This window comes from Streptomyces sp. NPDC005181 (assembly GCF_040608395.1).
Lineage (GTDB): Bacteria > Actinomycetota > Actinomycetes > Streptomycetales > Streptomycetaceae > Streptomyces.
This window is the reverse complement of record NZ_JBEXID010000071.1, coordinates 16,407-36,248: the sequence shown is the minus strand read 5'-3', so window position 1 is coordinate 36,248 and position 19,842 is coordinate 16,407. Positions and strand designations below refer to the sequence as shown.

Sequence of the window (19,842 nt, the reverse complement as noted above, 5' to 3'; positions counted from 1 at the left end):
GTCTTGGTATTGTCTGGGGGCGGGGTCCGGCGCTGCTTGGGGGGGGCCCCCGGACGGGGACGTGCTGGGCGTGGCCCGGGCAGTGCCTTCGCAGGCGCCGCCCGGTCACGCCTTCTGGGCCGTGCTCAGACGTTGACGCCGAAGTCCTGCGCGATGCCGCGCAGGCCCGAGGCGTAACCCTGACCGATGGCACGGAACTTCCACTCCGCACCGTTGCGGTACAGCTCACCGAAGACCATGGCGGTCTCCGTCGAGGCGTCCTCGCTCAGGTCGTACCGCGCGAGCTCGCTGTTGTCGGCCTGGTTGACCACGCGGATGTACGCGTTGCGCACCTGGCCGAAGCTCTGCTGGCGGGACTCGGCCTCATAGATCGAGACCGGGAAGACGATCTTGTCGACATCGGCCGGAACGCCGGCCAGGTTCACCTTGATGACCTCGTCGTCGCCTTCGCCCTCACCGGTGAGGTTGTCACCGGTGTGCTCGACGGAGCCGTCAGGGCTCTTGAGGTTGTTGAAGAAGACGAAATTCCCGTCGCTTCCGACCTTGCCCGCCGCATTCGCCAGCAGGGCGCTGGCGTCGAGGTCGAAGTCTCCGCCGGTGGTGGTACGAGCATCCCAGCCGAGACCGACGACGACCGCCGTCAGGTTGGGCGCGGCCTTGGTCAGCGAGACGTTGCCGCCCTTGCTGAGGCTGACTCCCACGAGTCCTCCCATTGGTTTCATTAGAGGCCGACAGGTGCCGGCGCCTCCATCGTGCGTTGGCATCGGATCAACGAGTGGATCCTAGTGACCGGTTCCCGGCCAAAACAGGCTTTTGGCCGGGGCGCCTGGAGATCGCCCGGATCGTCGCCGGATGATCCGCCCGATACGCATCAGATCGCGTCGAGGGCCTTGATGTAGTCGTTGAGGTCACGCGCGTCGGGCAGGCCGTTGACGACGGTCCAGCGGACCACGCCCTCCTTGTCGATGATGAAGGTGCCGCGCACCGCGCAGCCCTTCTCCTCGTCGAAGACGCCGTACGCCCGCGAGGTCCCGCCGTGCGGCCAGAAGTCCGAGACCAGCGGGTACTCGAGGCCCTCCTGCTCGGCAAAGACACGGAGGGTGTGGATGGAGTCGTTGGAGACGGCGAGGAGCTGCGTGTCGTCGTTCTCGAACTTCGGCAGCTCGTCACGGAGGGCGCAGAGCTCCCCCGTGCACACACCGGTGAAGGCGAACGGGTAGAACAGCAGCACCACGTTCTTCTCGCCACGGAAGTCGGAGAGCTTCACGGTCCGGCCGTGGTTGTCCTTGAGCTCGAAATCCGGGGCCTTGGTGCCGACCTCGATCGCCATGGATACGCGTCCCTTCGCTGCTTCACCGGGCTGGGCTGTCCGGGTGGGCTCCCACCCTACGCAGAGCGCTCCCGCAGGGCCCTCGGCGGCCCACGCGCCGCCCGCGTACCGGCCACCTGCCGCCGCGCTTCACGCGGTCGCGGGCGCCCCGGGGCATACGAAGGCCCCCGCCGGTGCACGACCGGCGGGGGCCTCGGGGTGAGTGCGGTTCAGCGCTTGGCTTTGGCCGACTTCGGGGTTACCAGACGGCTGCCCGTCCAGTCCTTGCCCGCATTGATGCTCTTGGTCTGGGAAAGACCGGCTGTCTGTCCAGCCTCGTTGATATCGCTCGGTTCGACGTATCCCTCGCGGCCGGTCTTCGGCGTCATCAGCCAGACCGCACCGCCGTCCTCGATCAGACCAATGGCATCCACCAGCGCGTCCGTAAGGTCGCCGTCCTCGTCGCGGAACCAGAGCAGAACGACGTCAGCGACGTCGTCGTAGTCCTCATCGACGAGTTCCTGGCCGGTAGTGGCCTCAATGCCCTCACGGAGCTCCTGCTCGACGTCGTCGTCGTAGCCGATCTCCTGGACCACCTGTCCGGGCTCGAACCCCAGCCGTGCAGCCGAGTTGGTCCGTTCCTCCGCGTGGTCCGCGGTCGCGCTCACGGGTTGCCTCCTGATCATGTTTCGGAAAATGCTTCAGCCACGCGCGTGCGCGGGGCGTTGGCCGTAGTCCACACGGGCGCGGCGGATCGCGCAAGTACCCAGCGTGCGAGACCGCCTAAACGGTGACGTTCCCTGCCACGTCGCCGCACGATCGGCATGTCCCCTGCGGGGCCCGGCGCTGCCGTCCACACCCTTTACGTGCTTGAACAGCATTACGTCCTTGAACAGCTTATGCCGTTTCGGTCCGCCGATCGGAGTCGAACAGCCTTTGGGAACGCTTGGACGGGTTGGGCGTATGGTTGCGGTTTGGTCCCACCCGTCTGCCGGACCGTCCTCGCGCACCGGACGTGATGTCTCACAACCTGACGGTTACCCCTGGGTAGAGATGACGTTTGCGTCCTCGCGGTACACGATGGTGATGACGTACATGCATACATCCCGGGGGCATGCCTCCCGTTATCAGGCCCTGTAGAGCACCACCGAACAGCAAAGGAACAGCGTGGCTTCCGGATCCGATCGCAACCCGATCATCATTGGCGGCCTTCCGAGCCAGGTCCCGGACTTCGATCCCGAAGAAACCCAGGAATGGCTCGACTCCCTCGACGCCGCCGTCGACGAGCGCGGCCGTGAGCGGGCCCGCTACCTGATGCTCCGGCTCATCGAACGCGCGCGCGAGAAGCGTGTCGCCGTGCCGGAGATGCGCAGCACGGACTACGTGAACACGATCGCCACGAAGGACGAGCCGTTCTTCCCCGGCGACGAGGAGATCGAGCGCAAGGTCCTCAACGCGACGCGCTGGAACGCGGCCGTGATGGTGTCGCGCGCCCAGCGCCCGGGGATCGGCGTCGGCGGCCACATCGCCACGTTCGCCTCCTCCGCCTCGCTGTACGACGTGGGCTTCAACCACTTCTTCCGGGGCAAGGACGACGGCCTCGGCGGCGACCAGATCTTCTTCCAGGGGCATGCCTCCCCCGGTATCTACGCCCGCGCGTTCCTGCTCGACCGGCTGAACGAGGCGCAGCTCGACGCCTTCCGCCAGGAGAAGTCGAAGGCGCCGAACGGGCTGTCCAGCTATCCGCACCCGCGGCTGATGCCGGACTTCTGGGAGTTCCCGACCGTCTCGATGGGACTCGGTCCGCTGGGCGCGATCTACCAGGCCCGGATGAACCGGTACATGCAGGCGCGCGGCATCGCCGACACCTCGCAGTCGCACGTCTGGGCCTACCTCGGTGACGGCGAGATGGACGAGCCCGAGTCGCTCGGCCAGCTCTCCATCGCCGCCCGCGAGGGCCTGGACAACCTGACCTTCGTGGTCAACTGCAACCTGCAGCGCCTCGACGGCCCGGTGCGCGGCAACGGCAAGATCATCCAGGAGCTGGAGTCGCAGTTCCGCGGCGCCGGCTGGAATGTCATCAAACTGGTCTGGGACCGCTCCTGGGACCCGCTGCTGGCGCAGGACCGCACGGGCATCCTGGTCAACAAGCTGAACACCACGCCGGACGGCCAGTTCCAGACGTACGCCACCGAGACGGGCGCGTACATCCGTGAGCACTTCTTCGGGGACGACCCGCGGCTGCGCGAGATGGTCAAGGACATGTCCGACCATCAGATCCTGCACCTGGGCCGCGGCGGTCACGACCACAGGAAGGTCTACGCGGCGTACGCGGCGGCCAAGGCCCACAAGGGCCAGCCGACGGTGATCCTCGCGCAGACGGTCAAGGGCTGGACGCTCGGACCGAACTTCGAGGGCCGCAACGCGACCCACCAGATGAAGAAGCTCACGGTCGAGGACCTCAAGCGGTTCCGCGACCGGCTGCACATCCCGATCACGGACAAGCAGCTGGACGAGGGCTACCCGCCGTACTACCACCCGGGTCGCAACTCGGAAGAGATCCAGTACATGCACGACCGCCGCAAGGGTCTGGGCGGCTACGTCCCGACCCGTGTGGTGCGCGCGAAGCCGCTGGTCCTCCCCGAGGACAAGACGTACGCGACCGCGAAGAAGGGTTCGGGCCAGCAGTCGATCGCCACGACCATGGCGTTCGTCCGCATCCTGAAGGACCTCATGCGGGACAAGGAGATCGGCAAGCGTTTCGTGCTGATCGCGCCCGACGAGTACCGCACCTTCGGCATGGACGCGTTCTTCCCGAGCGCGAAGATCTACAACCCGCTGGGCCAGCAGTACGAGGCGGTGGACCGTGGTCTGCTGCTCACGTACAAGGAGTCGCCGACCGGTCAGATGCTGCACGACGGCATCTCCGAGGCCGGCTGCACGGCGTCGCTGATCGCCGCGGGTTCGGCGTACGCCACGCACGGCGAGCCGCTGATCCCGGTGTACGTCTTCTACTCGATGTTCGGTTTCCAGCGCACCGGTGACCAGTTCTGGCAGATGGCCGACCAGCTCGCGCGCGGCTTCGTGCTCGGTGCGACCGCCGGCCGTACGACGCTGACCGGTGAAGGTCTGCAGCACGCGGACGGCCACTCGCAGCTGCTCGCCTCGACGAACCCGGGCTGTGTCGCCTACGACCCGGCCTTCGGGTACGAGATCGCGCACATCGTCAAGGACGGTCTGCGCCGGATGTACGGCGAGAACAGTGAGGACGTCTTCTACTACCTCACCGTCTACAACGAGCCGATCCAGCACCCGGCCGAGCCGGAGAACGTGGACGTCGAGGGCATCCTCAAGGGTGTCTACCGCTTCAAGAGCGGCGAGAGGGGCATGATCCCGGCCCAGATCATGGCGTCCGGTGTGGCAGTCCCGTGGGCGGTCGAGGCGCAGCAGATCCTCGCCGACGAGTGGAACGTCAAGGCGGACGTCTGGTCGGCGACCTCCTGGAACGAACTGCGTCGCGAGGCCGTGGAGGTGGAGCAGCACAACCTGCTGCACCCGGAGGAGGAGCTGCGCGTCCCGTACGTCACGCAGAAGCTCTCCAGCTCCGAGGGCCCGTTCGTGGCGGTCTCCGACTGGATGCGTTCCGTCCCGGACCAGATCGCGCGCTGGGTGCCCGGCACGTACCAGTCGCTGGGTGCCGACGGCTTCGGCTTCGCCGACACGCGTGGCGCGGCCCGCCGGTTCTTCCACATCGACGCGCAGTCGATCGTCCTCGCGGTGCTCACCGAGCTCGCGAAGGAGGGCCGGATCGACCGTTCGGTGCTGAAGACCGCGATCGACCGGTACGACCTCCTGGATGTGACCGCGGCCGCTCCCGGCGCGGCCGGCGGCGACGCGTAGGCACAACCGGCGGATGAGTCGGGTCGAAGGGCGGCGGACCTCCTGGTCCGCCGCCCTTCGGGCTCTCCGGCCGGTTCCCCGTTCCGCTCTGCGGTCAGTTCTCCCAGATCTTGAATGCCCTGACCTGGTACGGGGACTGCGGCACCCAGGTCCCGCCGCCCGGATACGTCTCGAACTCGCCGGTCTCGGCGCACTCCGCGGACTGGTAGGTGGTGACGGGGCGGCCGGAGCGGTTGGCGAGCGCCTGGGCCTTGCCGCCCGCCGGCAGCGGGACGCAGCTCTCGATGTCGGTGCCGGACAGTTCGTGGATCTGCCGGGCGCCGGTGAAGTCCGGCTTCGCCCAGAAGCAGAGCTGACCGCTCCCGCATGTCCCGAGGCGGACGGGCGCCGCGTGCGCGGCCGGTGCGGTCTGCGACGCCGATGCGGTCGGCGGGATCAGGGCGATGGCGGCCAGTGCGGCAGCAAGGACGGTCGTACGCATATCAATCAGCCCCCGTGGTGGTGTGGATCAGTTGCACGCACCCTGACCTGCGGGACAGCTCCACCGGAAGGGGCTCCGGGCCACACCACCCGGATAGGCGACAGCCCCGCCGGAGAGCTCCGGCGGGGCTGTCGTATGCGCTGTGTTGACGCTCGGGCGTCGTCGGCACCCAGGGGGCGGCGAGGACCGGCGGAGGGGTCAGATGTGGCCCGCGCCCGCGCCTGCCTCGGCGTTCTCACCGCGCTTGGTGAGCGTGGCGACCAGCGCCGCGACCACCGCGACGATGCCGGCGACCATGAACGCGGTGCTCATGCCGGACACGAACGTGTCATGCGCGACGGTCGTGATCTTCTCCAGGACCGGCGCAGGCACATCGGATCCCACTGGCGGGATGCCGACCTCGACGGCCGAGGACGCCTGGTCCAGCTGCTCGGGCGAGAGCGGCGGAAGCTTCGCGTCCGCCCAGTTGCCGGCGAGGTGGGAGTCGACCTGGGAGGCCATGACCGCGCCCAGCACCGCCGTACCGAGGCTGCCACCGACCTGCATGGCGGCCTGCTGCAGACCGCCCGCGACACCGGAGAGCTCCATGGGGGCGTTGCCCACGATGACCTCGGTGGCGCCGACCATCACCGGGGCGAGGCCGAGGCCGAGCAGACCGAACCAGATGGACATCGTCGGCGTGCCGGTGTCGGTGTCCAGCTGCGACATCCCGAACATGGCGACCGCGGTGCACACCATGCCGCCGACGAGCGGGACGCGCGGGCCGAACTTGGTGATCAGCACGCCTGCGAGCGGGGAGCCGACGATCATCATGCCGGTCAGCGGCAGCAGGTGCAGACCCGCGTCGACGGCCTTCATGCCGTGCACGTTCTGCAGGTAGAAGGTGACGAAGAACAGTCCGCCCAGGAAGGCGAACGCCATCAGCACCATCAGGATCACGCCCGCGGACAGCGGCACCGAGCGGAACATCGCCAACGGGATGAGCGGTTTCCTGACGTTCTTCTGCGAGAAGGCGAACACCACGAACAGGCCCACGGCGGCCGCCAGGAAGGCGAGCGTCTTGAAGTCGCCCCAGCCCCACTCGGCGCCCTTGATGAGCGCCCAGATCAGGCAGAACATCGCCTGCGACAGCAGCACGATGCCGCCGATATCGAAGGAGCGCGGGGCGTTCTCGGCCCGGTGGTCCTTGAGGATCACCACACCGAGCAGGAGTGCGATCACTCCGACCGGCACGTTGATGAAGAAGACGGACTGCCAGCTGACGTGCTCGACGAGCACACCACCGAGGATCGGGCCGCCCGCGGTCGAAGCGCCGATGACCATGCCCCAGATGCCGATCGCCATGTTCAGCTTCTCGGCCGGGAAGGTGGCGCGCAGCAGGCCGAGCGCGGCCGGCATCAGCAGGGCGCCGAAGAGACCCTGCAGCACCCGGAACGTGATCACCAGGGCCACGCTGCTGGAAAGGCCGATGGCCCCCGATGCCGCGGCGAAGCCCACGACCCCGAGCAGGAAGGTCTGGCGGTGACCGAACCGGTCACCGAGCTTGCCCGCGGTGATCAGGGAGACCGCGAGTGCGAGCATGTAGCCATTGGTGATCCACTGGACCTGGGCGAGCGAGGCGCCCAGGTCCTGCTGAATGGCGGGGTTGGCGATCGCGACGATCGTGCCGTCGAGCGCGACCATCATCACGCCGATGGCCACGGAGAAGAGCGTCAGCCAGGGGTGGCCGCGCAGCCCCTTGGCCGGGGCGGGAGGGAGGGTGTCCTGCGGCTCCCGCGACGCCTTTTCTACGGTGGTCTGACTAGTCATGCCCGGGAGATTAGTGTCAGCTACTGACAGTTGACAAACCATTTCACAAGTCGGTAACTGTCACGTAGCTCACAGTACGCCGAGTCGGACAAAATATCAGAAAGAGGACCAATCCAGTGACCGACGGGCAGCGAGCCGCGGAGCAACCAACCGGGCTGCGCGAGCGCAAGAAGCGACGCACCCGGGATGCCCTGCTGCATGCCGCCCTCGAGCTCTTCACCACCCAGGGGTACGAGGAGACCACCGTCGACGAGATCGTCGACGCCGTCGACGTCTCCCAGCGCACCTTCTTCCGCTACTTCGCCAGCAAGGAGGAGACCGCCTTCGCCGTCCAGGAGATGGTGGAGTCGCGCTTCCTCTCGGAGCTGCGCCAACGACCTGCCGTGGAACGCCCGTTCGAAGCCATGCGCAGCGCGGTGCTGTGCGCCTGGAACAGCATCGGCGAGGCGATCGAGGAACTCGTCACGGTCGAACTCCACATGCGTACGTACCGGATGATCGAGTCGACGCCCTCCCTGCTCGCCGCCCACCTGCGGCGCAGCATCGATCTCGAGAACCAGATCGCCCAGGTGATCGCCGCACGCGAGGGTCTCGACATCGGGACGGACCCGCGGCCGCGGGTCGCCGTCGCCGCATTCTGCGGGGTGATGCGGGTGACCGGGCAGCTGTGGGGGCAAGGGCAGGACACCAGCATCGACTCACTGCGGACGCTGACCGAGATCTACCTGGACCATCTCGGAGCGGCGCTGGCAGGGAACTGGCGCACGCCGGTCGAACGGACGGCCGAGACACCTCACACCTCCGCCGGATAGTTCCGCACCCGCCATGTGCCGAATGCCTCGCGGAGGAACATGACGGACTTCACAACAGCCGTGCCACGACCGCCACATGCGGCGTCCGTGCGGCGTGGGAGTTCGCCGGAGCGTGCGAAACGCGCGCACGGAGCGTAAGGAATCACCCCTCCAATTCCCCATGCGCGGGTGATGTGCGTCACCCGCTTCACAGCTGCCGTCGCGCGTCTCCTAGTGTGGGCGGAAGTGACTTCCTTCGACTCCACCCCCACGCTCACCGCATGGCGCGCACTCCTCGCCGTCGCGGTCGTGTTCGTGATGCTGGCGACCACAGGCTGGACCGCCGTGCGTCACCAACGCTCCGACGAGCCACGCGACATCGCACTCACCTCCTGGGCGCGGGGCCGGATAGCAGGTCGCGCGCTGCCGGACGTCGATGCACCCTCGTACCGGCTGGCCCAGTTCTTCGCCTCGCTCACCGCCGCGCAGCGCAGCGCTCTCGCCGACACGTACCCCTTGGTCGTCGGCAATCTGAACGGCGCCCCGGTCACCCTGCGCTACCACGCCAACCGGCGGGCCCTGGTGCAGGCACGGGCGGTCGAGCGGCAGCGCATGCACGACGTCCGGCTCTCCCCCGACGGCCGCAGCGATGCGCTCCGCCGGATGGAGCGCTTCCAGTCGATGCTTGCCCACGGCCGGCACTTCCTGGCCTTCGACCCGTCAGGGAAGGGTCACGCCGCCGAGGTGTTCGGTGATCTCGACAAGGCCGAGCGGGTCTCGCTGGTCGTGCCCGGTGTCGACACCAACCTCCTCACGCTGGAGCGGACCGGGCGCAAGGTCAACGCCGCGCCCGTCGGCATGGCGAAGTCGCTGTACGCGGCGGAGCGCGCCGCCAGCCCCGGCACCCGGACCGCGGTCATCGCCTGGGCCGACTACACCGCGCCCGCCGGCATCGGAATGGACGCGGCCCTGGGGAACCTCGCCGAACGCGGGGCGGTGCGGCTCAATGCGCTGGTCGACGCGCTGCCCGGCACGTCGAAGGTCTCGCTGTTCTGCCACAGCTACGGCTCCGTGCTGTGCGGTGTCGCCGCGAACGAACTGCCGTCCAGGGTCGCCGACATCGCGGTCGCGGGCAGCCCCGGCATGCGGGTGGGGAACGCCGCGCAGCTGCACACCACCGCCGATGTCTGGGCGATGCGGGATCGCGACGACTGGATCCAGGACGTACCGAACATGGAGGTCGGCGGGCTCGGTCACGGCGCCGATCCGGTGGACCGCGCCTTCGGTGCGCGCATCGTCTCGGCGGGCGGCGCGATCGGGCACAGCGGCTATTTCGAGCCGGGCACCGAGAGCCTCAGCAACTTCGCCGCCATCGGCGTCGGCGCATACGGCTCGGTGACCTGTGCGAGCGCCGACAGCGCCTGCCACGACGGAATTTCCGGCGCCGAGGGCGTCTGACGCGCGTAGAGAACCGCAACTGCCGGTGAATTGCGGTCCGCTCGGAGGGGGGGACGTGCGGACGAGTGCCGCATACGATGAGGCACATGGGTGATGTGCTGGCCGGAATTCATGCCACCTGGGAGTTCGACACCGACTCCGTGCTCATACGCTTCGAACGGGGAATCCGCACGCCGAAGCTCTTCCAGAGCCTGCGTGAGCGCCGCATTCCGCACGCGGCGTTGTCGTCGGTGACACTGACCCCGGGCAAGCGAGGCACGGTGGTTCTGCATGCGGTGCCGAGACCCGGTGCCGATCCACTGCTGGAGGCTGCGGCCGGGCAGCTGAAGGACGGCAGCGATCCGTACCGGCTGGTGCTGTCCGCCGCACGCGAGACGCTCGCCGAGTACTACGCGGACGAGCTGCGCGCACTGCTCGGCCCAGACGCGGCGGAGCCCGCCGAAAGGTTCCTGGTCGCGGCCCCCGAGGCGCCGATGCACTTCAAGGCGTACGACGGCCGGGCCAGCTTCGACGGGGACCGGATCTCCTTCCGGTGGTTCTGGACGGGCGCCTCCACGGCGAAGTGGAAGGCGGGCGACCAGACCTTCCCGGTCAGCGAGTTGAGCGGGGTCGAATGGCGCTCGCCGGAGGCCTTCGACGGCTATCTGCGACTGGTGCCACGGGGCGCGCCGGGCACGGACGCCGGGGCGGGCACGGGCCTGTCTCCCGGCACGGGCAAGAGTGCGGCGGCGCTCCGTACGGACACCGCGCCGCCCGGTGCGCAGGCACCGGCCCCACGGCCCACCCAGGCCGATCAGGACCCGGCCGCGGTGATCTTCGGTCTCGGCTACGGCCCGGTGCACGAGTCGCTGCCGTTCGCCGCCGCCGTACTGGAGTCCGTACGCAGGAGGCAGGCCACGCCCGTCGCCGTGCCGACGCATGCGATGCGGCGCGATCCGGCGGACATCGCCGAGCGCATCCGGCACCTCGGGGAGCTGCACCAGGCGGGTCTGGTGACGGACGACGAGTTCAGCGCCAAGAAGGCCCAGCTGCTCGCGGAGCTCTAGGGCCTTTCTTTCGGAACAGGCCTGTTCCGAAAGAAAGGCCCTCGCCGGACGGACGGGAGAACCCGGCCCGTCCGGCATGTGAGGAGAGAGCGGGCCCGTGGCGCCCCGGATCTCAGGAAGCGGCTACTCGCGCGCCGCCGACGTCGAGCTCATGTCCGGGTAGCGGTCGCCCGCCACCTGGCCGGCGATCGGCTCCAGCACGGCCAGCTCCTCCGGTGTGAGGGTGAGCCGGGTCGCCCCGACGTTCTCCAGCAGCCGGCTGCGCTTGCGGGTGCCGGGGATCGGGACCACGGTCAGACCGTGCACCTCGGCCCGCTGCTGCACCCAGGCGAGCGCCACCTGCGCGGCCGTCGCCCCGTGCGCCGCCGCGATCTTGTGGACGGGTTCCAGGAGGGCGGCGTTCGTCTTCGCGTTGTCGCCGGTGAAGCGGGGCTGGTGCCGGCGGAAGTCGCCCTTGGACAGGTCCTTGGCGGCGTCGGCGAACGCCCCGGTCAGGAAGCCGCGGCCGAGCGGCGAGTAGGGCACGAAGGTCACGCCGAGTTCGACCGCCGCGGGCACGGCGCTGCGCTCGACGTCCCGGCTGAAGAGCGACCACTCCGACTGCAGGGCGGCGATCGGGTGGACGGCGTACGCCTCGCGCAGCTCCGCGCCGGTCACCTCGCTCAGCCCGAGCTGCTTGACCTTCCCCTGCTGCACGAGCTCGGCCATCGCGCCGACGGACTCGGCCAGCGGCACGGAGGGGTCGCGGCGGTGCATGTAGTACAGGTCGATGACGTCGGTGTTCAGCCGGCGCAGGCTGTCCTCGACGGCCTGGCGAATGTACGCGGGGTCGTTGCGCACCGCCCGGTACTGCGGGTCGTCGTCCTTGCGCTCGATGGCGAACTTCGTGGCGAGCGTGATCTCGTCCCGGTGCGCGCCGACGAACGGGGCGAGGAACGTCTCGTTGGCACCGCTGCCGTAGATGTCCGCGGTGTCGAAGAGCGTGACGCCCGCCTCCAGCGCGGCCTCCAGGGTGTCCCGGGCAGCAGCTTCGTCGGTGTCCCCGTAGAACTCGCTCATGCCCATGCAGCCGAGTCCCTGCACGCCCACCTGCGGACCGCCGTTGCCGAGCTCCACAGTTGCGATCTTGTTGTCGGTCATCAGCTTCAAGGCCTTTCCGACGCCCGCCGGGCACCCGCATAAAAGTCGATCTTGTAATCGAGGACGGCGAGAGTGTCCTGGAGCTCCGCGATCCGCGCCTTCACATCGCGGCGGGTCGCCTCCAGCAGCTCCTGCCGCTCCTCGAACGTGTGCTCGCCCTCGCGCAGCAGCTCCGCGTACCTGACCATGTGGGCGACCGGCATCCCGGTCAGCCGCAGCTTGCCCACGAAGGCCAGCCAGTCCAGATCGCGATTGGTGAACCGGCGCTGCCCGGTGTGCGACCGGTCGACGTGCGGCATCAGGCCGATCCGCTCGTACCAGCGCAGGGTGTGTGCGGTGAGCCCGGTGAAGGCTGCGACCTCGCTGATGGTGTAGCGGTCCTGGCCCTCGGGGCGTGGATGCGCCCGAGGAGCCGATGCACAGGCGTCGGTCTTCGCGGTAGTGCTCTCCATCACCGTCATGACCTCCACGCTAGAACCTTGGAGTGCACTCGAAGCAAGCGCCATCGGCGACAGGTTTTCCGGCCACCGGGCCGGATGACGGGTATTCGGCGGCAGGTCTTAGTCTCGTAGTCATGCAGAGCCTGGCGATGACCGAGAACTGGCCCGTCCCCACCGCGGCGGCCGCCGTCGTACGAGCGGACGGCACTGTCGTCGGCAGTCACGGGCCGACCGCCCACCGCTTCCCGCTCGCCTCCGTCACCAAGCCGATCGCCGCCTATGCCGCGCTCGTGGCGTACGAGGAAGGCGCGGTGGAGCTCGACGAACCGGCCGGACCGGAAGGTTCCACCGTCCGGCATCTGCTCGCGCACACCAGCGGGCTCGCCTTCGACGAACACCGGGTGACAGCCGCTCCCGGTACCCGGCGGCTGTACTCCAACGCGGGGTTCGAGGTGCTCGGCGACCACATCGCCAAGGCCACCGGCATCCCGTTCCCCGAGTATGTGCGCCAGGCGGTCCTGGAGCCGCTGGGCATGGCATCGACGACGATGGACGGCTCGCCCGCCCGGGACGGCGTCTCGACCGTCGGCGACCTGGTGCGGTTCGCGGCGGAGGTGCAGGCCCCGCGGCTGCTCGATCCGCGTACGGCGCTGGCCGCGCAGACCGTCGTACACCCTGGTCTGAAGGGCGTCCTGCCGGGTTACGGCCACCAGAACCCCAACGACTGGGGGCTCGGCTTCGAGATCCGGGACCACAAGTCGCCGCACTGGACGGGCAGTTCCTCGTCCCCGGCGACCTTCGGCCACTTCGGCCAGTCCGGTACGTTCCTGTGGATCGACCCGGCCGCAGGTGCGGCGTGCATCGCCCTGACCGACCGGGCCTTCGGTCCGTGGGCGGCGGAGGTCTGGCCGCCGTTCACGGACGCGGTGCTCGCGGAGCTCGGACGTGCCGTGGGGTAGTGCCTTCAGGATCCGGCCACGGTGTCGCTCAGCCCGACAGCTCCCACACCAGCACCTGCGCCGGCACCTCGGCCACCAGCTCCAGCCCCACCGCCCCGGTGATCCGCGCCGCGTCCCCCGGGCCGAGCGTCTCGCCGTCGAGCCGCACCTCGCCGTCGATCACGTGCACATACGCCCGCGCCGCGTCCGGCACCGCCGTGCGCTCCCCGGCGGCCAGCCTGCGCACATGCAGCATCGCGCCGGCTTCCGGGAGGGCGTACGGGGTGGAGTCGGCGATGCCGGGGACGGTCGTGTACGAGGGCTCGCCGCCCGGTTCGAGCGGCGCCAGCCACATCTGAAGGAACGTCAGTGGTATGTCCCCGTCGTTGCGCTCGACGTGGCGTACCCCGGCCGCCGAGCTGAGGTGCTGGACGTCCCCGGCCCGTACGACCGTGGCGTGACCGGCCGAGTCGCGGTGGGTCAGCTCGCCCTCGACGACCCAGGTGACGATCTCCGTGTGGCTGTGCGGGTGTTCGCCGAAGCCCGCACCGGGCGCCAGCCGTTCCTCGTTGCAGGCCAGGATCGCGCCGAAGCGCAGGTTGTCCGGGTCGTAGAAGGAGCCGAAGGAGAAGGCGTGCCGGGACAGAATGCCGGCGGCCTCGTCGCCGCCCGTATACCGGTCGTCCGCGCGCTGTACGGAAATCACGGGTCCACGGTAGCCCGGCCGGGCGCCCTTGTGTCCCGGTCGGGGACGGCCGGATTCCGGTCGGGGAGCGGCCGTGTCCGGGTCGGAAACCGGCCGTCCGCTACTCGGCAGTACGACCCGCGGCCGCCCCGGCCCTCCGCGCCCGCGGCCCGATAAGGCAGTCTTGTGTCCGTGCCCCGATCCGATCCTGAGCAGCCCGCTGCGAATGACGCCCACCTGCATGCCGCGACCCTGAAGCGACTGGAGCAGTCCTCCGGCCGGCTGGCCGCGAACGCGATCGCCCGCATGGACGAGTCGCTGCCGTGGTACCGGGCGATGCCACCGGAGAACCGGTCCTGGATCGGCCTGGTGGCCCAGGCCGGAATCGCCGCCTTCACCGAGTGGTTCCGCCACCCGGAGACCCCGCAGGCCATCTCCACCGATGTGTTCGGTACGGCTCCGCGCGAGCTGACCCGGGCGATCACGCTGCGCCAGACCGTCGAGATGGTGCGTACGACGATCGAGGTGATGGAGGCCGCGATCGAGGAGGTGGCCGCGCCCGGCGACGAGTCGGTGCTGCGCGAGGCGCTGCTCGTCTACGCGCGAGAGATCGCCTTCGCGACCGCCCAGGTGTACGCACAGGCCGCCGAGGCGCGCGGCGCCTGGGACGCCCGGCTCGAATCGCTCGTGGTGAACGCGGTGCTGTCCGGCGAGGCCGACGAGGGCGCCGTGTCACGGGCCGCCGCGCTCGGCTGGAACTCCCCCGAACATGTCTGTGTGATCCTCGGTACGGCCCCCGAGGGCGACAGCGAGCTGACCGTCGAGGCGATCCGGCGGGCCGCCCGGCACGCCAAGCTCCAGGTGCTGACCGGGGTGCTCGGCAACCGGCTGGTCGTCATCGCGGGCGGCAGCGACAACCCGCTGCATGTCGCGAAGGCCCTGATCGGCCCGTACGCGGCCGGTCCCGTCGTGGCCGGACCAGTGGTGCCGGACCTGCTGGCGGCCACCCGGTCCGCGCAGGCCGCCGCCGCCGGGCTCAAGGCGTGCAGCGCCTGGCAGGACGCCCCGCGGCCGGTCCTGGCCGACGATCTGCTGCCGGAGCGCGCCATGGCGGGCGACCCTGCCGCACGGGATCAATTGGTGGAGGAGATCTACAGACCGCTCGAAGAGGCGGGCTCCGCGCTGCTGGAAACGCTGAGCGTGTATCTGGAACAGGCGAGCAGCCTGGAGGGCGCCGCCCGCATGTTGTTCGTCCACCCCAACACCGTGCGCTACCGGCTCCGACGTGTGACGGACGTCACCGGATGGTCGCCCTCCGATGTCCGCTCCGCGTTCACTCTGCGGATCGCCCTGATTCTGGGGCGTCTGGCCGACAGAGATCCCCAGTCCTAGACTTTTGTCGGACATCAACAATTCCCCCTACGGTTCTTCGTCCCTGTCCCCACGGGTGTTCCGGACCGTTCACAAGAGAGAGTGTGAGGGTGCTCGTACTCGTCGCTCCCGGCCAAGGCGCTCAGACGCCCGGCTTCCTGACTCCCTGGCTCGACCTCCCCGGTGCCACCGACCGCATCGCGGCATGGTCCGACGCCATCGGGCTCGACCTTGCCCACTACGGCACCCGGGCCGACGCGGACGAGATCCGCGACACCGCGGTGGCACAGCCGCTGCTGGTCGCCGCGGGTCTGCTGTCCGCCGCCGCGCTTGACGCGTCGCCCGGTGTCGTCGCAGGTCACAGCGTTGGCGAGATCACCGCCGCCGCTCTTGCGGGCGTTCTCGACGACGAGGCCGCGCTCCGCCTCGTACGCACCCGTGGGCTCGCCATGGCCGACGCCGCCGCGATCACCGAGACCGGCATGGCCGCGCTGCTCGGCGGCGAGCCCGAGGTGACGGTCCCGCATCTGGAGAAGCTCGGTCTGACCCCGGCGAACGTCAACGGGGGCGGCCAGATCGTCGCCGCCGGCACCGCCGCGCAGATTGCCGCGCTGACCGAGGACAAGCCCGAGGGCGTGCGCCGCGTGGTGCCCCTCAAGGTCGCCGGCGCCTTCCACACGCACCACATGGCACCCGCCGTCGACCGGCTCCGCGAGGCCGCCGCGGCGCTGAAGGTCGCCGATCCGACCGTGACATATGTCTCGAACGCCGATGGAAAGACGGTCGCCACGGGCGACGAGGTCATCTCCCGGCTGGTCGGTCAGGTCGCCAACCCGGTCCGCTGGGACCTGTGCATGGAGACCTTCAAGGCGCTGGGCGTCACCGCGCTCATCGAGGCCTGCCCGGGCGGGACCCTCACCGGTCTCGCCAAGCGCGCACTGCCCGGGGTGCAGACCCTCGCGCTCAAGACCCCCGATGACCTCGACGCGGCCCGCGCGCTCATTTCCGAGCACGCAGACGCCTAAGGAGCCCGAGAGCATGTCGAAGATCAAGCCCAGTCAGGGCGCCGCGTACGCACGGATCATGGGTGTCGGCGGCTACCGCCCGACCCGTGTCGTGCCCAACGAGGTGATTCTCGAGAAGATCGACTCGTCCGACGAGTGGATCCGCTCCCGGTCCGGCATCGCCACCCGCCACTGGGCCTCCGAGGAGGAGACCGTGGCCGCGATGTCCGTCGAGGCGGCCGGAAAGGCCATCGCCGACGCCGGTATCACGCCCGAGCAGATCGGCGGGGTCATCGTCTCCACCGTCTCGCACTTCAAGCAGACCCCGGCCATCGCGACCGAGATCGCCCACAAGGTCGGCGCGGGCAGGCCCGCCGCCTTCGACATCTCCGCCGGCTGCGCGGGCTTCGGCTACGGCCTGACCCTCGCCAAGGGCATGATCGTCGAAGGTTCGGCCGAGTACGTGCTGGTCATCGGCGTGGAGCGACTCAGCGACCTGACCGACCTGGAGGACCGGGCAACGGCCTTCCTCTTCGGCGACGGCGCAGGCGCGGTCATCGTCGGTCCCTCCAATGTGCCCGCCATAGGCCCGACGGTCTGGGGTTCCGAGGGCGACAAGTCCGAGACGATCAAGCAGACCGTGGCGTGGGACGAGTTCCACGCCGAGCGTCCCGAGAAGTTCCCGGCCATCACGCAGGAGGGCCAAGCGGTCTTCCGCTGGGCCGTCTTCGAGATGGCGAAGGTCGCCCAGCAGGCGCTGGACGCGGCCGGGATCGCCCCGGAAGACCTGGACGTCTTCATCCCGCACCAGGCCAACATGCGGATCATCGATTCGATGGTGAAGACCCTGAAGCTGCCGGAGCACGTCACGGTCGCCCGTGACGTGGAGACCACCGGCAACACCTCCGCCGCCTCGATTCCGCTCGCAATGGAGCGGCTTCTGGCGACCGGTCAGGCGAAGAGCGGCGACACCGCGCTCGTCATCGGCTTCGGGGCGGGTCTCGTCTACGCCGCGACGGTCGTTACTCTCCCCTAGGCACACCGGACCTTCCGGTCCGGACGTCCGAACCCTGCTGAAATACATCGAAGGAGCGCCAACATGGCCGCCACCCAGGAAGAGATCGTCAACGGTCTCGCCGAGATCGTCAACGAGATCGCCGGTATCCCGGTCGAGGACGTCCAGCTGGACAAGTCCTTCACCGACGACCTGGACGTCGACTCGCTGTCCATGGTCGAGGTCGTCGTCGCCGCCGAGGAGCGCTTCGACGTCAAGATCCCCGACGAGGACGTCAAGAACCTCAAGACGGTCGGCGACGCTGCCGACTACATCCTGAAGCACCAGGCCTGATCCAGCCGGCTCGTGTGTCGCCACCCGGCGGTGGCGCCGCTGATTCACGACCCTCTACACGTGGAGAAGATTTTCCAGTGAACTCGACCAATCGCACCGTGGTCGTCACCGGTATCGGCGCAACCACTCCGCTGGGTGGCGACTCGGCGTCGACCTGGGAAGGTCTGATGGCCGGTCGTTCCGGCGTCAAGCCTCTCGAGGGCGAACGTTTCGCCGAACTGCCCGTCCGGATCGCCGCCCTCGCGGCCGTCGACCCGGGCGACGTACTGCCCCGCCCGCTGGCCCGCAAGCTGGACCGCTCGGCGCAGTTCGCGCTGATCGCGGCCCGCGAGGCGTGGGCGGACGCCGGCTTCACCGGCAAGGCCGGTGAGGACGACGCGATCCAGCCCGAGCGGCTCGGCTCGGTCATCGCCTCCGGCATCGGTGGCGTGATCACCCTGCTCGACCAGTACGACGTGCTCAAGGAGAAGGGCGTACGCCGCGTCTCCCCGCACACCGTGCCCATGCTCATGCCCAACGGCCCGGCCGCCAACGTCGGCCTGGAGGTCAACGCGCAGGCCGGTGTCCACACCCCGGTCTCCGCCTGTGCGTCGGGTGCCGAGGCCATCGGGTACGCCGTCGAGATGATCCGCACCGGCCGTGCCGATGTGGTCCTCGCCGGTGGCACCGAGGCGGCCATCCACCCGCTGCCGATCGCGGCGTTCGCCAACATGATGGCGATGTCCAAGAACAACGACGAGCCCCAGAAGGCGTCGCGTCCGTACGACACGGGCCGTGACGGCTTCGTGCTCGGTGAGGGTGCCGGAGTCGTCGTCCTGGAGTCCGCGGAGCACGCGGCCGCGCGCGGCGCCAAGGTCTACTGCGAGGTGCTGGGCCAGGGGCTGTCCGCGGACGCCCACCACATCGCCCAGCCCGAGCCGACCGGGCGCGGCATCGCTGCCGCGATGCAGAACCTGCTGGACCAGACGGATCTCAAGCCGTCGGAGGTCGTGCACCTCAACGCGCACGCCACGTCGACGCCGCAGGGCGATGTCGCGGAGCTGAAGGCTCTGCGCAAGGTTCTGGGCGACGACCTCGACCATGTCGCGATCTCCGCGACGAAGTCGATGACCGGTCACCTGCTCGGTGGCGCGGGTGGCATCGAGACCGTTGCGACGGTTCTGGCGCTGCACCACCGGATGGCTCCGCCGACGATCAACGTGGAGAACCTCGATGAGGCGGTGGAGGCGGACATCGTGCGTGATGAGCCGCGGCCGCTGCCGGAGGGTTCGATCGCTGCGATCAACAACTCGTTCGGGTTCGGGGGACACAACGTGGTGCTGGCGTTCCGCAGCGTCTGATCCCCACCGCCCAAGCCGTACGACGAAGCCCGCTTCCCCGCTCGACCGGGGAGGCGGGCTTTGTCCACTCGATTCTCGCCCTCGCCGGCGTGTGAGGTACGGGGTCCGGGGCGGAGCCCCGGTTCGGGAGAGGGGCGGGCAGGGGACCGGGCACGCCGCAGGCGCCCCTCACACCACCTGGTGGAGCCACCGCACCGGCGCCCCCTCCCCCGCATGCCGGAAGGACTCCAACTCGTCGTCCCACGGCTTGCCGAGGAGCTTGGCGATCTCCGCCTCCAGGTCCGTCTCTCCGCGCACCGACCGCGCCAGCGCAGCCCGCAGCCGGTCCTCCGGCACCAGGATGTCGCCGTGCATGCCGGTGACCGCGTGGAAGATGCCCAGTTCGGGCGTGGAGCTGTAGCGCTCTCCCTCCGCCGTGGCGCACGGCTCCGCCGTCACTTCGAAGCGCAGCAGATCCCAGCCGCGCAGAGCGGAGGCAAGCTTCGACGCGGTGCCCGCGGCGCCCTTCCAGGAGAACTCGGACCGCCAGGTGCCGGGCGCGGCCGGCTGTCTGATCCAGTCGAGCTGGACCCGTGCACCGAGGACACTCGCAACCGCCCATTCGACATGTGGGCAGAGCGCGCGCGGTGCGGAGTGAACGTACAGAACTCCACGTGTCGTCACCGGGACCTCCAGTGTGGGACGAGGTTCGCCTTCCCCAGCGGCCTCGCGCCCGTACCGCCTCTTCTTGGCCGGCTCCCGAGGTTGTCATCAGTAAACAGCATCGGGAGTGAATCTCCTGA

General features: G+C 69.3%; 19 protein-coding genes. 10 read left to right on the top strand and 9 right to left on the bottom strand.

Going from position 1 to position 19,842, the window contains the following annotated elements:
* Positions 1–125: 125 nt before the first annotated feature.
* The 3 genes from ABZV38_RS30890 to ABZV38_RS30880 form a co-directional block, all read right to left on the bottom strand.
* Positions 126–701 (bottom strand): TerD family protein, encoded by a 576-nt coding sequence (locus tag ABZV38_RS30890; RefSeq protein ID WP_356331737.1) that lies wholly within the window; start codon positions 699–701, stop codon positions 126–128.
* A gap of 170 nt (positions 702–871) precedes the next feature.
* Positions 872–1,330, bottom strand: coding sequence for a peroxiredoxin (locus tag ABZV38_RS30885; RefSeq protein WP_356331735.1), 459 nt, complete (start codon positions 1,328–1,330; stop codon positions 872–874).
* A 209-nt stretch (positions 1,331–1,539) separates the two neighbouring features.
* A complete protein-coding gene (locus ABZV38_RS30880) occupies positions 1,540–1,977 on the bottom strand; it encodes a DUF3052 domain-containing protein (RefSeq protein WP_356331734.1) in 438 nt (145 codons plus the stop codon).
* A 499-nt stretch (positions 1,978–2,476) separates the two neighbouring features.
* On the opposite strand from ABZV38_RS30880, the gene aceE reads away from it, so the two are divergent.
* A complete protein-coding gene (aceE, locus tag ABZV38_RS30875) occupies positions 2,477–5,209 on the top strand; it encodes a pyruvate dehydrogenase (acetyl-transferring), homodimeric type (protein WP_356331732.1) in 2,733 nt (910 codons plus the stop codon).
* 94 nt (positions 5,210–5,303) lie between these two features.
* Here the strand turns inward: aceE and ABZV38_RS30870 are convergent, their stop codons facing one another.
* Both ABZV38_RS30870 and ABZV38_RS30865 read right to left on the bottom strand, forming a co-directional pair.
* Entirely contained in the window at positions 5,304–5,690 is a 387-nt protein-coding gene (locus ABZV38_RS30870; RefSeq protein ID WP_356331731.1) for a peptidase inhibitor family I36 protein, read from the bottom strand.
* A 198-nt stretch (positions 5,691–5,888) separates the two neighbouring features.
* Positions 5,889–7,499: an MFS transporter gene (locus ABZV38_RS30865; RefSeq protein WP_356331730.1), complete on the bottom strand. Its 1,611-nt coding sequence runs from the start codon at positions 7,497–7,499 to the stop codon at positions 5,889–5,891.
* A gap of 116 nt (positions 7,500–7,615) precedes the next feature.
* Between ABZV38_RS30865 and ABZV38_RS30860 the strand changes: the two genes are divergently transcribed.
* The 3 genes from ABZV38_RS30860 to ABZV38_RS30850 all read left to right on the top strand — a co-directional run bounded on the left by ABZV38_RS30860 (position 7,616) and on the right by ABZV38_RS30850 (position 10,794).
* On the top strand, positions 7,616–8,311 hold the full coding sequence (locus ABZV38_RS30860; protein ID WP_356331729.1) for a TetR family transcriptional regulator: 696 nt from the start codon (positions 7,616–7,618) through the stop codon (positions 8,309–8,311).
* Between the two features lie 225 nt (positions 8,312–8,536).
* Complete coding sequence (locus tag ABZV38_RS30855) at positions 8,537–9,748, top strand: alpha/beta hydrolase (RefSeq protein WP_356331728.1); 1,212 nt, start codon at positions 8,537–8,539, stop codon at positions 9,746–9,748.
* Between the two features lie 86 nt (positions 9,749–9,834).
* Entirely contained in the window at positions 9,835–10,794 is a 960-nt protein-coding gene (locus ABZV38_RS30850) for a DUF4429 domain-containing protein (RefSeq protein ID WP_356331727.1), read from the top strand.
* A gap of 123 nt (positions 10,795–10,917) precedes the next feature.
* Here ABZV38_RS30850 and ABZV38_RS30845 read toward each other — a convergent pair whose 3' ends face one another.
* Both ABZV38_RS30845 and ABZV38_RS30840 read right to left on the bottom strand, forming a co-directional pair.
* Positions 10,918–11,934, bottom strand: a complete 1,017-nt coding sequence (locus ABZV38_RS30845; RefSeq protein ID WP_356331726.1) for an aldo/keto reductase — start codon at positions 11,932–11,934, stop codon at positions 10,918–10,920.
* A 5-nt stretch (positions 11,935–11,939) separates the two neighbouring features.
* Positions 11,940–12,395, bottom strand: coding sequence for a MerR family transcriptional regulator (locus ABZV38_RS30840; RefSeq protein WP_356331725.1), 456 nt, complete (start codon positions 12,393–12,395; stop codon positions 11,940–11,942).
* A gap of 113 nt (positions 12,396–12,508) precedes the next feature.
* Between ABZV38_RS30840 and ABZV38_RS30835 the strand changes: the two genes are divergently transcribed.
* Complete coding sequence (locus ABZV38_RS30835) at positions 12,509–13,333, top strand: serine hydrolase domain-containing protein (RefSeq protein WP_356331724.1); 825 nt, start codon at positions 12,509–12,511, stop codon at positions 13,331–13,333.
* A gap of 28 nt (positions 13,334–13,361) precedes the next feature.
* On the opposite strand, the gene ABZV38_RS30830 is transcribed toward ABZV38_RS30835, so the two are convergent.
* Entirely contained in the window at positions 13,362–14,018 is a 657-nt protein-coding gene (locus ABZV38_RS30830; RefSeq protein WP_356331723.1) for a pirin family protein, read from the bottom strand.
* 171 nt (positions 14,019–14,189) lie between these two features.
* Between ABZV38_RS30830 and ABZV38_RS30825 the strand changes: the two genes are divergently transcribed.
* From ABZV38_RS30825 to fabF, 5 genes are all read left to right on the top strand, one after another.
* A complete protein-coding gene (locus ABZV38_RS30825) occupies positions 14,190–15,389 on the top strand; it encodes a helix-turn-helix domain-containing protein (protein WP_356331722.1) in 1,200 nt (399 codons plus the stop codon).
* A gap of 89 nt (positions 15,390–15,478) precedes the next feature.
* The gene (locus tag ABZV38_RS30820; RefSeq protein ID WP_356331721.1) at positions 15,479–16,393 is read left to right on the top strand and encodes an ACP S-malonyltransferase; all 915 of its coding nucleotides are present in this window, start codon (positions 15,479–15,481) and stop codon (positions 16,391–16,393) included.
* A gap of 13 nt (positions 16,394–16,406) precedes the next feature.
* Positions 16,407–17,408 (top strand): ketoacyl-ACP synthase III, encoded by a 1,002-nt coding sequence (locus tag ABZV38_RS30815; RefSeq protein WP_356331720.1) that lies wholly within the window; start codon positions 16,407–16,409, stop codon positions 17,406–17,408.
* Positions 17,409–17,471: 63 nt separating this feature from the next.
* Positions 17,472–17,720: an acyl carrier protein gene (locus ABZV38_RS30810; RefSeq protein ID WP_030925892.1), complete on the top strand. Its 249-nt coding sequence runs from the start codon at positions 17,472–17,474 to the stop codon at positions 17,718–17,720.
* Positions 17,721–17,797: 77 nt separating this feature from the next.
* Complete coding sequence (gene fabF / locus ABZV38_RS30805) at positions 17,798–19,060, top strand: beta-ketoacyl-ACP synthase II (RefSeq protein WP_030925891.1); 1,263 nt, start codon at positions 17,798–17,800, stop codon at positions 19,058–19,060.
* Positions 19,061–19,228: 168 nt separating this feature from the next.
* Here the strand turns inward: fabF and ABZV38_RS30800 are convergent, their stop codons facing one another.
* Positions 19,229–19,723 (bottom strand): DUF3145 domain-containing protein, encoded by a 495-nt coding sequence (locus ABZV38_RS30800; protein ID WP_356331719.1) that lies wholly within the window; start codon positions 19,721–19,723, stop codon positions 19,229–19,231.
* Between the last annotated feature and the right edge of the window lie 119 nt (positions 19,724–19,842).